The following is a 15181-nucleotide window of genomic DNA, read 5'->3' as shown; positions in this document are numbered from 1 at the left end:
GAGAGCGGTATCGCGAACGCGCCGACCAAGGAGGATGCGTGAGTAGGGTGACGCTGCGGCTTCTCGACAGGGCCGATAAGGAGATCCTCAAGCTCCCGCGGGCGGTCAAGGGTGCCATTTACGACTTCCAGCACAAATTCCGGCAGGATCCGGAGAGTCCCGGTCTGCGACTCAAGCAGCTCAAGGGGCACCCGCGGCTGTACTCGGCCCGGGTGAACCTTGACTACCGGGCGCTGCTGCTGCACGCCGGTGGTGGTGACTACATCCTGGTCGCGGTTAAACCGCGTCAGGAGGTCTACGACAATCTGGACAAGTTCGCTTATCAGATCAACCCGGTGACGGGCGGCATCGAGTTCCTCGACCTGTTGACCATCGGGGAGACGGTCACCCCGGTGCCCCCCACGTCGAGTAAGGAGGTTCCGGCGCAGCCGGAACCGCTGTTTGCGAAGTTCTCCGCCGAAGCCCTGCTGGACCTGGGTGTGGCGGAGCCGCTGCTCGGCCTGATCGCGAAGATCACCACGGAGGACGAACTGCTCGGCCTGATCGCGTACGCGCCGCAGCTCACCGGCGAGGTGCTGCTCGCGTTGCACGACGGCAAGACGGTCGACGAGGTCATGGACCAGATCACCGCGCCGGTCGCGGTCGAGGAGGCGATCGACGGCGACGACTACCAGGCGGCGCTCGCCCGGCCCGCCACAGTCGTGACCACGGAGGACACGGCCCTGCAGGAGGTGCTGGAGGAGGGCGACTTCGGGCGCTGGAAGGTGTTCCTGCACCCCACCCAGCAGAAGATCGTGGAGCGCGCTTACAGCGGCCCGGCCCGGGTTACCGGCGGCCCCGGCACCGGCAAGACGATCGTGGCGCTGCACCGCGTCAAGCATCTGGTCGAGCGGCTCGGCCCGGGCGAGGGCAAGGATGTGCTGCTGACCACGTTCAACAAGAACCTCGCCGCCGACCTGCGGCGGCGGCTGTTCGACCTGGCGGGGCAGGAGGTCGTCAAGCGCGTCGACATCGTAAACATCGACAAGCTGGCCAGCGACACCGTCTCGGCCGCTCAGGCGGGCGCCGGGCGGCAGTGGATCGACGACACCAAGGCCGTCATCGAGTGGCAGGAGCTCCTCGACGAGCTGGGGGAGCACCGGTGGGACCCCGAGTTCCTGCACGCGGAATGGTCACAGGTGATCCTCGGCCAGGGTGTCGCGACCCGGGCCGAATATTTCCGCGCCCGCCGGGCCGGGCGTGGCCGTGCGATCAGCCGACAGGACCGGGCGGAGATCTGGCGGCTCGTCGAACGCTACGTGATGCGCCTGGACGAAAAGAAGCTGTGGACCTTCCGGCAGGTCGCGGAGCGGGCGGCGAGCCTGGCGATCGAGCGGGCCAGGGCGGTCGCCTCCTACCAGGCCGACCAGATCAGCTCGGTGAAGCTGCAGCATGATTCCGGCATCTGGTATCGGAACCCCTACCGCCACATCGTCGTCGATGAGGCGCAGGACCTCAGCGCGGCGCACTGGCGGATGCTGCGCGCGATGGTCCCCGAAGGCCCCGACGATCTGTTCATCGCCGGCGACACCCACCAGCGGATCTACACCGATCATGTCTCCCTGGGAAGCCTGGGCATCAACATCCGGGGCAGGTCGTCGAAGCTCACCCTCAGCTACCGCACTACCCACGAGATCCTCCGTACGGCCTGCCGCCTGCTGGGCGAGGAGGAGTGGGACGACCTCGACGACGGCAGCGACGACCTGACCGGCTACCGTTCGGTGCTGCGTGGGCCAGAGCCGGTGCTCACGCCGTACCCCACCTGGGACGCCGAGCTCGACGGGATCGTCGAGCGGGTCAAGGAGTGGGACGGGGGATCGATCGCGATCTGCGTGCCAGAACGGTGGATGGTGGCGGAGGTCGAGAACCGGCTGGGCAGAGCCGGCATCGTCGCCGCGTCCATCGGCCCTGACGGGCCGAAGCTCTTCGAAGCGCCCGTGCACGTGGCGACGATGTACCGTTTCAAGGGCCTGGAGTACCAGCGCATGGTTCTCGCCGGTGTCGCGGAGGGCATGGTGCCCGCGCAACGGGTGCTCGCGTTCGAGCAGGACGACCCGCTGCGCTTCCGCCGGGAGCTGCAGCGCGCCCGGTCGCTGCTCTTCGTGGCCGCCACCCGGGCGCGGGACAGCGTCGTCATCAGCTGGCACGGCACCAAGAGCAGGTTTCTGCCATGAGGACCGTCGCCGACCGTTACCGGATCACCTCGCCCATCGGGCGGGGCGGCATGGGCGAGGTATGGGAGGGCACCGATCTGCGGCTCAACCGGCCGGTCGCGATCAAGCTGATCAACTCCGACGACTTGACCTCGGAGAAGGACGCGCGAAGGCGCTTCCACCGTGAGGTGCGGATCACCGCCCGGCTCCGTCATCCCGGGGTTCCGGTCGTCTACGACTTCGGTGACGACGGCGACCTGTTCATGGTCATGGAGGCGCTGCGCGGCGACTCGGTCGGCAAGCTGAAGGACGAGGAAGGCAGTCTGCCCGTTCCGTGGGCGGCCTTCATCGCGGCGCAGGTCTGTGCCGTGCTCGCCGCGGCGCACCGGGCCGATCTGATCCATCGGGACGTCAAGCCGGAGAATTTGGTGCTGTGCCGCGACGGCACCGTCAAAGTGATCGACTTCGGTGTCGCCACCTCGCTTGGCGCGGGCGAGTTCTCCAAGATCACTCAGTCGGGGCAGATCCCGGGTTCGGCCCGGTACATGGCACCCGAGCTCATCCAAGGAGCGCAGGCCAGCCGTGCCAGTGACCTTTACACCGTCGGCTGCGTCATCTACGAGCTGCTCACCGGCGTGCGGCCGTTCGAATCCAGAGATCTGCTCACTGAGATCGCCCGCAGTCAGAAGGAGGATCCCCCTACGATGCACGGTGTCCCCGCCGAACTGGAAGCACTGACACGCGGATTGCTCGCCAAGCGTCCGGAGCGACGGCCGGAAAGCGCAGTGTCGGTCTACCGCCGCCTGCTGCCGTGGATCCACCGGCTGCCCCCGCTCCAGGGCTGGGTCGACCGGGACCTGTCCACGGATCCCGTGCACATCTACTCAGCGGTCATCTCGAACTTGGAGTGACTCATGCAAGACCACAGCGCCACGGTCGCGGCGGCCGACATCGCCCGTCTGGCAGGGGTGGGACGCGCCGCCGTCAGCAACTGGCGTCGCCGGTTCGACGACTTCCCCGCGCCCATCGGCGGAACGTCGAGCAGCCCGCTGTTCAGCCTGCTGGACGTCGAGGAGTGGCTGCGCCGCCAGGGAAAGATCGCTGAGATACCGCTGAACGAAAGGGTCTGGCAGCGGCTGCGGGCGGGCGTCGAGGACATCCACCTCGCCGAGATCGTCGGGCACATGGGCGCATTCCTGGTATTTCTCGAACGGTCGCCCCAGGCGTGGGCTCGGCTCGCCCGGCGCCGGGATGTCCGGATCTCCTCGCAGGAGTTCGACGCGGACGGGCTGCCCGGCACATCGTCGATGGACATCGAGCTCCCTCTGCTGGAGGCCGTCGCGGAGTTGGCGGCCGAGCAAGGAGCTCTGGCGACCTTCGACTTTCTCTACACCCGCTATCTGGAGACACATTCCCGCAGAGTCGTCACATCGCCGGCCGGACTCGCGGACCTCATGGTGGAGTTGGCGATGCCTCACGGGGGGACCGTCCTGGATCCCACCTGCGGGCTGGGGGCACTCCTGCTGTCCGCGGCGGAGGCGGGCGCGAGCAGCCTGGCAGGCCAGGAGCGGGACGCGGCCTCGGCCCGGATCGCCGCCACAAGGCTCCTGCTCCATGGCTACGACGCGACCGTTCACGCCGGGGACTCCCTGCGTGCCGACCGGTTCGGAGCACTGCAGGTGGATGCCGTCATCTGCAGCCCGCCCTTCGGGGAGCGCAGTTGGGGGTACGAGGAGCTCGCCGGCGATCTGCGCTGGCAGTACGGCCTGCCACCGCGTGGCGAGCCCGAGCTCCCGTGGGTCCAGCATGGGTTGTTCCACCTGCGGCCAGGCGGGCATCTGGTCATCCTGATGCCTTCGGCTGCAGCCGACCGGCGCTCCGGTCGACGGATCCGTGCCCAGCTGCTCCGGACGGGTGCTCTGCGGGCTGTGGTCGCGCTTCCGGCGGGATCCGCTCCGCACACGCTGGGCTCTTCTCATCTGTGGATTCTCCGCAGGCCCGATGCGGGCGATCCCGTACCCTCGTACATTCTCATGATGGACGTCGCCGATTCGCCGTGGCATGAGATCCACGAGTCGGTGGTGCGGCGGTGGTGGGCTTTCACATCAGGGGTGGAGACGGAGGGAGCCGTACCGCTGATCGACATACTGGATGAGGACGTCGATCTCACCCCGGCCCGCCGTGTCGCCGGTCGGCCGTCCGACAGCACCGGGCAGGAGTTCGTGGATGCGCTCAGCACTATGGTCACGTCGGTCGCCGCGCTCCAACTGACCGTGGATGATCTCCACGCGTTCTCTGCGTGCCGCGTCGTGGTCCCCAGGACGACGATCGCCGAACAGATCAAGGCAGGGGCCATCACCATCCAGCAGGCCCCCCGGCATGAGCCGGCCTCCGGAAAACTCCCGGTGCTGACCCTGGATGATGTGATCGCGGGACGGAAGCCGACCGGTCGCACCTCGATCACCGCCGACATGGTCACGCTCCAGCCGGGTGACGTTGTCGTCCCGTGGGGAGGCCGGACACGTGTGGCCCGGGTGATCCACGAGGGCGGGGTCGTCCTCGGCGGCGGGCTCCATCTCCTGCGCGTCGATCCTGAACGAATCGATCCCGCCTGTTTGGCCGGTTTTCTCCGGCTCGGGGGAGGACAGAGCGCCGGTCGTGGCCAGACGGGAACCTCACGCTCAGACATACAGCGGATGGAGATCCCTCGGCTGGCTCTGAGCGAGCAGCGCAGGCTCGGTGAGGCGTTCCAGAAGCTGGAGCTGATGGAGGATATGCTGGCCCGGGTTGGCGTACAGGGAGCGCATCTCATCCATCTCGGTTTTCAGGGGATCGACGACGGTAATCTGTCGGCCTGATTTCGAAGGGCTTGGTCACCGGACCAGTAGGCGTACCGGCTCAGAAAGCACGGCGGCCGCTCCCGGGTAGTCGGCCAGACGGGCGGCCAGCGTCTCGACGGCGAGCTCGCTCGGCAGCAAAGTGCTGAACTTGAGCCCGTTCAGCGCCCGCTCGTCGATTTCCGGTCGGCTGAGCCTGCCCGCCAGATCCTCCCGCCACCCGGTGCCCGTCAGATCGTTTCTGAGCCTGATGTGCAGGTCGTCCACCCGTTGCATCGGATCGGCCAGAGGACCGAGGGTGGCCCTGAGCGTCGCGTTGGCGCGGTAGCCGGCCCAGGTCCACCACAGCAGGTCGCCGTGATCCCGCACGATCACGGTGCCGTGGGCTTGTACGAGGTCACGGCTGTCCTCTCGTATCCGGTGGAGTCCGCGCACCGCCCGGCGGGTCAGCCGCACCGGAGGGTCGGCGCCGAGAACGACGTCTCGCATTGCTCGCGACAGGGCGAAGGAGGTGCCGCCGGACATCGAACTCGCCCAGCGGGCCTTGCCGCCCCCACCTTCCACGGGCTGGACGAAGCACCGCCGTCGTTTCCAGTCGATCCAGTCCACCGCCCAGGTACGCCCGGCCAGCAGCAGGAGACGCGGTCCCGAGACGGCGGACGTCAGGAGACCGGGGTCCGTCCGGCCGATCTCGACGTTGCCGCGCAGGACGGTGAACTCCGGTGGTGCCGTGAAAACCGCGGTGAGGTCGATGAAGTGCCGGCGTCCGAAGCGTTGTTCGGCTTGCGGGCCGACGAGCAAATGACCTCCGTCTCGCTCGAGAAAGCCCTGCTCGATGAGGTGGTCGAGCACCGGCCGCGCGTGCCGGAAGGGGCCGAGGCCATGCCACCAGTCCGACCACAGCGCGTCTCCTATCCGCCCCTCCTGCAGGGTGAGCGCGAGAAGTTGCTGCGCAACGATGTGCCGAGGCGCGGGAGGAGGTTGCAGAGGCTCGACGTATCCCGTGCTCCACAGCAGCAGGAGCCCCGCCGAGGCGAGGAGATCCTCCGGTGTAAGGGCCAGGACGAGGCAGTTGCGCCTGACGCTCGAGCGCCTCCCCGTACGGCCCAGTCGCTGGAGGAACGACGCGACCGACCAGGGAGCGTTGAGTTGGATGACCCGGTCCAGGTCACCGACGTCGATGCCCAGCTCAAGCGTGGAGGTTGAGACGATGACGCAGTCGCGGGACTGGGCGAAGGCCTCTTCCGAGCGGCGGCGCTCCTCGGCGGAGAGGGAGGAGTGGGAAAGGAACGTCGTGACGCCGTGGTCACGCAGCAGCCGGCCCAGCTCCTCCACCATTTTGCGGGAGTCGCAGAAGACGAGCCGCTTCTCGCCCTGATGCAGGGCGGCGATGACGCGGGCGGCGTTGGCGACGGAGCCGACGTGGTCCAGCTCCACATCGGCGGCCCTGGGATCGGCACCCGTCTCCGGGGCGATCACTCGGGCGGGTCTGCTCCCGGTGCCCGAACCCTGCAGCCAGGCGAGCAGTTCGCGTGGATTGCCCACCGTCGCCGACAGGCCGATGCGCTGAAGCGGGCGGCCGGCCAGCTTGGTGAGGCGCTCCAGGACGGCGAGAAGGTGCCAGCCTCGGTCGTCTCGGGCGAAGGCGTGGACCTCGTCGACCACGACCGCCCGCAGGTCTGTGAGCAGGCGGCGGTGGTCGACCCCGTTGCTGATGAGCATGGACTCCAGGGATTCCGGGGTGGTCAGCAGGATGTCGGGCGGATCGCGCAGGATCGCCTGGCGGCGGGCGCCGGAAACGTCGCCGTGCCATAGCTCCACCCGCCTGCCGAGCCAGCTCGCGTATGCTTGCAGGCGCGGCAACAGGTTGTTGAGCAGGGCCTTCAGCGGGCAGATGTACAGGACCGACAGCCCGGTCCAGGTCCGCTCCTCCATGATGGACAGCAGCGGGAACGCCGCCGCTTCGGTCTTGCCGCCTGCCGTCGGCGCGATCAGTAGGGCGTCCCGTCCCCCGCCGATGGGGCCGAGCGCCTCCGCCTGCAACGGACGCAGCCGTTGCCACCCCAGCGTGTTGGTGAGGTGATAGGCGATCGTCTGATGCAGCGCGAGCGCGGGTGATGCCGGCGCCGCCATCTCTGAGGTCACGGCAGGTCGAGCTCCACCTCGTCGGCCGAGATAGCAGGGCGGCCGCGGCGGAACGCGTTGAGCTCGTCGTCGTTCAGCTCGCTCTCGTTGACAGTGACCTCCCGGTAGTCCCTCCGAGGGTCGAAGTCCTCGTGGTCCGACACCCGGTACAGCACGTCGGCGACGAGCTTGCGGAGGAAGACCCGGGGCGCCACCCCGGCTCCCAGATGCCCGGCGACGGCAGTGGCCAGGTCCTTGATGTAGGCGTCGTCGACACGGGCACTGATCCGCTTCTCGGCCGGATCCCCCTGTGCGTACAGATCGCGTACGGCGCAGCCCAGCTGGACCAGCTTGTCCCGGTCGAAGCCCGTGAGCCGGATCTGCACCGCCCGGGCGGTATCGAACCGTGCATCGGTCTTGAAGTCGACGTGCAGCCGCTGGGCCAGGGCCGGGGATCGCTGCACCCCCTGCTGACCGTCGTAAAAGGCAGGGGTGCCGGTGATGACCAGGTAGAGACCAGGAAACCGGCCTTTGTCGATCTCGTCGATGAGCTGCCGAAGTGCATTAAGGCTCCGCTCGCGGTTGTCGCTGCGCATCCGCTGCAGGGTCTCGACCTCGTCGAGCACGACGAGCAACCCCGGATAGCCGCAATCGCGCAGCACCACGAGCAGGCCCTGCAGGAAGTGGAGAGCCCCGGTCGAGTCGAGATCTCCCTTGAGCCCGGCATAGCGGCGCACGCTCGCCGCGACGTTCGGCTCGCCGCCCACCCAGGCGAGCAGGCCGTCGGCGGTCGCGTTGTCGCCCGCCAGCCGGGCCTGGCGGTAGAAACGCAGCGCGGTCGCGAACGCGGGGGCGTTCTTGGCTGTCTCCGCCAGCCGCGACTCGATGAGGTCCTCCACCGCGGTCGTCATCGCCCTCCGGTCGTCCTTCGCGACTCCGGTGTCATTCTCTAGAGCGAGGAGCCAGGTGTCCAGGATGTCTCGCAGCGCGCTCGGCGGGGAGGTAACCGTGCTCAACCCGCCGATCAGCGAGCGGTAGACGGTCTCCAGGCGATGAAGAGGGGTCGTCCGGTCCGAGATCTGGATCTCGCTGGTGGCCATCTTCTTCCGCTTGGCCCTTTCGGCCAGCCAACGGGCGAAGAACGTCTTGCCGGAGCCGTACTCACCTCGTACCGCCTTGAAGCCGGCGCCGCCGGCCGTGACCGCCGTAAGATCGTCATCGAGCGCCTTCTCGAACCGCTCCATGCCGACAGCGAACAGGTCCAGGCCGTTGCGTGGCACTGTCCCGCGGCCCAGGGCATCGATAATCTGCCGTCGCCTGGCTCGGCTGACCTTCGCCGTCACGGCTCATCCTCCTCGAGGAACTGCTCTTCCAGCAGTTGCACGTTGAGTTCGACCGTACGGTCGCCGTCCTTCAGCATGATCACTTCCGTCTGGTCCACGTTGAGCAGGTTCTTCAGAGCCCGCATGAGCAGGACCGTCCTGTCGGCGGTGTCTCCCAGCCGTAGCGCGATGTTCGCCACCGAGTCCCGCCCGGTGCCGGCCGAGAGGTGGTCGATGAGGCGGGCCACCACGCCGTCGTCGACGACGCCGCCCCGGGGAGCAAGGCGCCGCTGGTCGGCGTACGTCTCTGAGGCGATCACCTGCTGCCCCAGCGTGGGCAAGGCCGGGGGCGGAAGGTGCACGACCGACGGTGACGACTGCGGCGCTGGCGCGGGCGGCAGCGGGGCGGAAGCCGTAGTCGTGCTCGGCTGCGACCTCGGCGTCAGGGGCATGGGAGTGGGATGCGACTGTAGCGGGTGAGGTTCCGCAGACCGGGGCATCGGTGGCTGAGACTTCGGGCGCGGCGTGAAAATGGCAGAAGGCCTGCGACCGGGGACGGGTGTCCATTGCCGCTCAGTGGACAGTGGAGTCGGCGGCTGCGACAGGGCTGGTCGGCTTCCCGGTGCCGGCCTCCTGGCGGGAACGCTGCTCCGGTCTGTGCCCGGCCGGTGGATCGGGGCGACGTATCCGGTGAATACCGACTGAAGCGGACGTGGGGGGCGGGCCACCGCGATACGCTTGCGGCCGACCAGGGCCTGCACCCACTCGGCCGCGCTCGGACGGGTGCCGCGTTGGCCTTGGGCACGGTTGAAGAGTTCCCTGACCGCCGTGACCACCTGGTCTGGCAGGCCGGGAAGCAGCGCCGGTTCCTCCCCGGGTCGTACGGACGGGGTCCGCGACAGCACCCGGCCGACCAGCAGTGCGAGCTTGTAGCGGTCGGTGTCCAGATCCGGCCCGCTGGATGGCTGATGCGGGTCGTTCCAGTCGGGTGTGTGCGCCTGCCGCAGCACCGGCTCCGCCCCGTGCCGGCGCAGGCCGTCGCAGTCGAGCATGAAGACTTCGTACGGCGCGCCGGGGCGCCATAGGAGGTTCCGGAAGGACAGGTCTCCGATGACCCACCCGTGGGTGTGCAGCAGGTCGATCAGCTTGGCGGCCAGCGTCGCGATCTCGAGGCGTCCGGTGATGTCCGGCTGGTGCAGGTCCTGCCAGGCCCAGTTCGGCTCGTACAGCAGGTACTGCAGCTCGACCAGCTTGGGCTTGCCGCCGATCGTGCCGTAGAAGTTCTTGGGGACATGCGGCATGAGGAAGCCGGTCACCCGGTCTCCGTTCACCACCCTCGCGATGGGCCAGGCGCACTGTGCCAGCAGGGCACCCCTCTCTCCGCCGGTCTCCCGATGGCCGAACTCGACGAGTTCGGCGAGAGCCGTGCCGTTCACCTGACCGGCCTGTGGCATGTACTCCTTGTAGACGAGGTTCTCCGGCCCGAGCACACGGGTGACCACTCCCTGGCCGCCCTTGTCCAGGGGCTCGGACTCGAGGGCCAGCGTCGCGCGCTGTCGGTCGAGCGAATGGGGATGGAAGGCCATTCAGACTCTCCAGAGGCACACGGCGGTCCGGTCGTCGTCGTGCGTCTTCGCCCGGAAGCTCATCTGCCAGAAGAACTCGGGCAGGGACGGCGGCTCCGGTCGGCTCCACCAGTTCGCCAGCTGGGTGCTCACCTGCGGCGCGCGCATCGGCCTGGCCAGGCCGTCGGTGCACAGCAGCAGCATGTCGCCCGGGTAGAGGTCGGCACAAGCGACCTCTACATGCTCGACATCCCGAGGCAGCGCATGGGTCGCCGAAGTGACCACTGCCGCGTCGGTGTCGTTCTCCGGGAAGCATGGAAGCCATACGCCCTCACGCAGGCACCATGCCATGCAGTCGCCGACCCGCATGAGAACAGCCTGATACGCCGACGTCTCCGGCAGTTCCCGGACTACGGCGGCAAGGAACGTCGTCGACAGCTCGTCCGGCGGGAGGTCGAGCCGATCCGCCCGTGCCTTGATCTCTTCGCTGATGCTCTCGATGATGCGTGCGGCGGCGGTCACCGGCTCGAGTGAGTCGGAAAGGCCGGCGTGAGCGACCTCGCAGGCCGCGGCCGCACCGACATGCGAGGCTTCCTTGCTGCCCAATCCGTCCGCCACGCAGGCGAGCAGAGTGCGGCCGCCATCGTGCCAGAGCCCCATCGCATCCTGACGCGGAGTGCCGAAGTAGCGGTGCGCGTCCCCCCGCAGGGAGGCGGCCCGTATCTCCAGGCCGGGCAGCGCCGCGCCGTCGATCTCGCTGTCCGGGCGGCGGACCTCCGGTAGAGGGCCCGGCCGGGAGACCAGCCGCGGCTCGCGGCCGATGACGAGCGGCTGGGGAACCCTCGGCGAGTTCCCCGCGACGTCCTCTGTGGCGTACTCCTGGACCTGTTCCATGTGCGATTCCTTGTTCGAGTACGGTTCGCGATCAGAGCGGGTCGGGAGCGAGGACCGTGTAGCCCGGTACCTGGTCGGGGACGATGAGCTGGGCGGTGCCCGAGGGGTTGGAGGACGACGCGATGGCGGATTGGACAACGGAGTTGAGCAACTGCCGGGCGAATTCGCGGAGCGCCTGTGCGGGTGATATGTCGCCGTCGGCGATGAACGCCCGGAACGTGGCCACCTGCTGCAGGGTAGCCGGGTCGACGTCGCCGAAACCGAACGCCAGGATCGTCGGGTGAGCTCTGAAGTCGCGACTGATCAGGTTCTTGTGCTCCACGTGCCAGTCGTCCGTCGGGAGCCCGTCCGTGAGGAAGAACACCGTCGGTCGGTATGGCGTGTGGCCAACCTGCTTGAGACTTGAGATGTCCTGCTCAATCGTGCTCTTCAGCAGGGAGAACGCTGCTCCGTAGCTGGTCGCGCCGCGTGGGGACAACTGCGGGATCGAATGCACGTCATTCAGGTCGGCGAGTGGGAGCAGCACCTCGGCGGTGCTGCTGAACCCGATGATGCCGAGCCTGGCCCGGTCCGCGACCACCGGGTTGACCGCTATCTCCTGATAGATCAGGGGAAGCTCCTGGTTGATGGCGTCGAGCGGCGGTCCCTGCATCGAGTACGACTCGTCGCAGACCAGGTAGAAGGGGAGTACCTGTTCACTCATTGGTTGTCCTCAGCTCTCCGACGTGCGGGCACAGCCGCTGGTCACGAAGTAGATCTCCATGGAGATCGATCCGGGTGGTGCGGCGAGATCATGGAAGTTTCGGGTGGCGGCCGTCCCGAAGATGCCGGGGAAGGCCGTGCTGATGGCCTTGTTGACGCGGCTCGCGAGTTGCACGCCGCCCCCGGCGCCGCCGGCGCCGCCGGCTGCGCCGAAGGTGAGCACCATGCCCGCGTGCTTGCCGACGAGACGGCTCCTGTGTTTGCGCAGCTCCGTCTTGACCTGTCGAGTGAGACGGACGTCGCTTGCGCCGGGACTCACGGAGAACGAAATCTTGGTGGCCTTCGCCCCTACGCCGGCGACTCGGGTCGCGCAGGGAGAAGGGCTCGGTGAGGGGCTCGGCGACGCGCTGGCGCTCGCCTTCGCGCCGAGGGGTTTGGGTGGTGCCGGAGGCGGTGCCTGTGCGCCCAGCATGATGATCGTGAGCCCCAGTAGAAGATCGGCGAACAGCCATCCGGCGAGGAGCAGCGACGCTGTCGGACCACGACGCGCGATCACGGACGCCGACCCTCCCCTCCGTCGCCGGCGTTTCCTGTGAGGGTGCTCGATGCAGTGCGGGTGCCGCTCAGCGCTGGATTGCCGTCGGGCCCACCGATGGGTTCATTGTGAACCGAGACGACCTCGGCGTCAGCGGGTGAGGGTCCCCCGATGCCAGCGGTGACGGCCGCCGCGGCCTGCCGTACCGCGTCGTCCAACTGGCCGATGGCACGTTGCAGCGCGGCGATCTCAGGGGCGGTGGTCTGACGGATGGCCGCCGGAACCTCCTGGAGGGCTCGTGCCAGGTCGGCGGGCAGCCGATCCAGTGCGTCCCGTGTCTCCTCCAGCAGTTGTACGGTGCGACCGGCGGTGTCCGAGACCATCTCGATCCTTGCTGCGTGCGCGCTCGCGGTCCCTGCCCAGTCGTCCAGGGCCTCCCTGACCTCGGTGCCCGCGCCTCCGAGAGCGGCGGCAAGGGTGCCGCTGGTGTCGGCCAGGACCTGACCGATGCGGTCTCCGTTCGCGGTGGCGACGGCCTCCACCCGGTCCACTGCGGAACCGATACCGGCGGTGGCGCTCACGAGTTCACCGACCCGCACGTCCAGGCTCGCGGCGGTGGCGCGTACGGCCTGGCCGGTCGAATCCGTCAGGTCTCGCACCGCCTGTCCGGTAGAGGCCGCGAGATCCTGGACCACCTGGCCGGTGGACGCCGCCATGTCGCGTACGGCCTGCTCGGTCAGCGCTGCCAGTTCGTCGAGCGATTTCCGCACGCTGGTGGTCGAGTCGAGGATGACGGTCCCGAGCCGGTCACCGATCCGGTCGACCGCCTCATCGGTCTTCTCTCCCACGGAGTCGATGGCGTAGGCGGTCCGGTCGACCGACTGGAGCAGGGTCTCGGCTGCGGAGGTGATGGCGGTCAGGTGCTTGTCGAGGGTCGCGATCGAGTCCCGTACCTCGGCGATGCCCGCCGTCATCGCGTCCGTGACCTGACCAGTGGTTTTCAGCGCCTTCTCCAGCGCCTCCAAGACCTGCGTGTGAACCTTGCCGATCGTCTCACCTACCTGGCTCAGCTCGGTCGCGCTCTTGGTCAGCTCGGCCTGAAACCGGGCGGGAGAGGACAGCTTCACCTGGCTGAGATGCAAGGTCGCCCTAGTGAGCGCGGACAGGAGGCGGGGGCGTAACTCTTCCTTCTGCTCGCTCGCCCGCTCATCCTCCCAACGGTGTACATATCGCTCAACCAGCGTCACGGTGATCACCAGGATGATGGCGCTGAATGTCATGATCGCCACGCTGTCGAACTTCCACAGGCCGGTCAGCCTGCCATCGAAGCCCTGCTGCCACATCTCCAGAAAGGGACGGCGTGCTGCTTCGACTTCTCCCGACGCGAGAGCCTCTCCATACGCCGTCGTCGCCTTCTTCAGGCCAAACCACGTGATCGCGATGGGAAGGAAGACCAACACGGCCTGGATGTAATAGATGAACTTGGAAAACTTCTGCCACGTCGGCGTGGTCAACACGATCGCCAGGACCGTGTCCTCTGGGGGGAAGGCGGAGAACAGATCCACCTCACACCACAGCCCGGCCTTGCCGGGGTCGTTCACCGCATCCGCCAGCTCGGTGAGCTGGTCTGCCCGGGTGGCCACCGCGGGGTGTTCGGCGAGCTCGCGAAGCTCGGTGGCAAGCTTCTGGTCCGTCACGGAAGACCGACGTCCTCTCGTTAGATTCGGTTCAGCACAAAACGGAACTCCGGATGGACCGATCCATCCGGAGAAGCCGCCGTGAGCCTTCCGGCTCTATGTGGGGCAAGCGTCAACTTTACGCATATAAACGCTTAGAAAAGGCTTAGGCGCGAGTGGGATGGTAGCGCGGATTTCCGCGCCATCGGTAGCGATCGAGCCGGTTTTCGATAACGGTGCGGCTGCCGGGATTTCATGCAGGGGAAAGTCTTCCTCGTCATTGCCGCCGAGATTGTGACTGCGGGACGGCGAAGGTCGATCGCATCGATTATATTGTGAATCGAAGACACATGCAAGCTAGTGGTTCATGGCTTCGACACATGATCGCCGTTGGGTTTCCACAGGCTCTACCGGCTGCTCGGCAGGCCCCGGCGGGGCGACGATGGCGTGACCTCTCGGGAGCGGGTGAGCAGATTTCAGCTTTGAGAAGTGCTGATCTCTGGGCTCATGCCTCCTCCGCGCGGTTTCGACTCCGAAGAGGTCACCGGTCCGATCGGCGCAGGAGATAGGTGTCCATGATCCAGCCCTTGCGGGCGCGGGCCTCAGCGCGGATCTCGCCGATGCGGTCGCCCACCTCGCTCACCTTCCCGGACACGAGGATCTCGTCCGAGGTGCCCAGGTAGGCGCCCCAGTAGATGGTGTGGTCGTCGAGGCCGAGGAAAGAAGAGCGGGCGTCGAGCATGACGACCGTGTCGTCGGCGGTGGGGCCATCCTCGGCCAGACGGCGGCCGGTGGTGAGATGGACCGGCCGGCCGACCTGGGTGAGGCTGGTGCGGTGGCGGGCGGTCAGGGCGGCCACCGCGCTGATGCCGGGGATCACCTCGTAGTCGAAGGTGACGTTTCCGCGGTCCAGGATCTCTTCGACGATGGCCAGGGTGCTGTCGTACACGCCCGGGTCGCCCCAGACGAGGAACGCCCCGGTCTCGTCCTCGCCCAGTTCCTCGGCGATGAGCGCTTCGCAGGCCAGCGCGCGGCGCGAGCGCCAGTCCGCCACGGCGTCCGTGTAGGCGGGAGTGGTCCGGTCGCGCTCCGGGTCGCGGGCCTCGGCGATGCGGTACGGCGGGCGGCCGTGTTCCTTGATCAGTTCATGTCTGAGCTCGATCAGCTCGTGCTTGGCCTCGCCCTTGTCGACGATGAAGAAGACGTCGGTGGCGGCGATGGCCTTGGCCGCCTGCAGGGTGAGATGGTCGGGATCCCCGGCGCCGATGCCGATGATGAGTAGCCGCACGCGTAGGAGTGTAGGCACTGGCGGACGGCCGGACGCGACCGGCCGT

11 protein-coding genes are annotated in these 15181 nt (G+C 67.8%); 3 read left to right on the top strand and 8 right to left on the bottom strand.

All coding sequences use genetic code 11. The annotated features are described in order from the left end of the window. Positions 1-38: 38 nt before the first annotated feature. From AP234_RS24380 to AP234_RS24370, 3 genes are read left to right on the top strand one after another with little or no spacing between them, the layout of a single operon-like run. The gene (locus AP234_RS24380) at positions 39-2213 is read left to right on the top strand and encodes a UvrD-helicase domain-containing protein (protein WP_083502388.1); all 2175 of its coding nucleotides are present in this window, start codon (positions 39-41) and stop codon (positions 2211-2213) included. Beyond that, entirely contained in the window at positions 2210-3103 is an 894-nt protein-coding gene (locus AP234_RS24375; RefSeq protein ID WP_055482041.1) for a serine/threonine-protein kinase, read from the top strand. Before AP234_RS24380 ends, AP234_RS24375 begins: the two co-directional genes overlap by 4 nt. A 3-nt stretch (positions 3104-3106) precedes the next feature. Continuing rightward, positions 3107-5050: an N-6 DNA methylase gene (locus AP234_RS24370; protein ID WP_055482040.1), complete on the top strand. Its 1944-nt coding sequence runs from the start codon at positions 3107-3109 to the stop codon at positions 5048-5050. Between the two features lie 15 nt (positions 5051-5065). Here the strand turns inward: AP234_RS24370 and AP234_RS24365 are convergent, their stop codons facing one another. The 8 genes from AP234_RS24365 to cobF form a co-directional block, all read right to left on the bottom strand. Continuing rightward, positions 5066-7174 carry a DEAD/DEAH box helicase gene (locus tag AP234_RS24365; RefSeq protein WP_431999084.1) on the bottom strand — a complete coding sequence of 703 codons (2109 nt, stop codon included), beginning with the start codon at positions 7172-7174 and terminating at the stop codon, positions 5066-5068. Then, positions 7171-8496, bottom strand: a complete 1326-nt coding sequence (brxD, locus tag AP234_RS24360; RefSeq protein ID WP_055482039.1) for a BREX system ATP-binding protein BrxD — start codon at positions 8494-8496, stop codon at positions 7171-7173. The genes AP234_RS24365 and brxD overlap by 4 nt, the downstream gene beginning before the upstream one ends. After that, positions 8493-10061, bottom strand: a complete 1569-nt coding sequence (locus tag AP234_RS24355; RefSeq protein ID WP_055482038.1) for a hypothetical protein — start codon at positions 10059-10061, stop codon at positions 8493-8495. Before AP234_RS24355 ends, brxD begins: the two co-directional genes overlap by 4 nt. Next, positions 10062-10934 carry a protein phosphatase 2C domain-containing protein gene (locus AP234_RS24350; protein WP_055482037.1) on the bottom strand — a complete coding sequence of 291 codons (873 nt, stop codon included), beginning with the start codon at positions 10932-10934 and terminating at the stop codon, positions 10062-10064. It abuts the gene before it with no gap. 31 nt (positions 10935-10965) lie between these two features. Then, positions 10966-11637 carry a VWA domain-containing protein gene (locus AP234_RS24345; RefSeq protein WP_055482036.1) on the bottom strand — a complete coding sequence of 224 codons (672 nt, stop codon included), beginning with the start codon at positions 11635-11637 and terminating at the stop codon, positions 10966-10968. Positions 11638-11646: 9 nt separating this feature from the next. Then, positions 11647-12192, bottom strand: a complete 546-nt coding sequence (locus AP234_RS24340) for a hypothetical protein (protein ID WP_152990595.1) — start codon at positions 12190-12192, stop codon at positions 11647-11649. Continuing rightward, the gene (locus tag AP234_RS24335; RefSeq protein WP_055482035.1) at positions 12189-13868 is read right to left on the bottom strand and encodes a hypothetical protein; all 1680 of its coding nucleotides are present in this window, start codon (positions 13866-13868) and stop codon (positions 12189-12191) included. The genes AP234_RS24340 and AP234_RS24335 overlap by 4 nt, the downstream gene beginning before the upstream one ends. A gap of 520 nt (positions 13869-14388) precedes the next feature. Further along, entirely contained in the window at positions 14389-15135 is a 747-nt protein-coding gene (gene cobF, locus AP234_RS24330) for a precorrin-6A synthase (deacetylating) (RefSeq protein ID WP_235558346.1), read from the bottom strand. Between the last annotated feature and the right edge of the window lie 46 nt (positions 15136-15181).

The sequence above is a fragment of the Sphaerimonospora mesophila genome (assembly GCF_001417795.1).
In the GTDB taxonomy this organism is placed as follows: Bacteria; Actinomycetota; Actinomycetes; order Streptosporangiales; family Streptosporangiaceae; genus Sphaerimonospora; species Sphaerimonospora mesophila.
The sequence above is the reverse complement of the archived record's forward strand: the minus strand, read 5'-3'. Positions and strand labels throughout refer to the sequence as shown.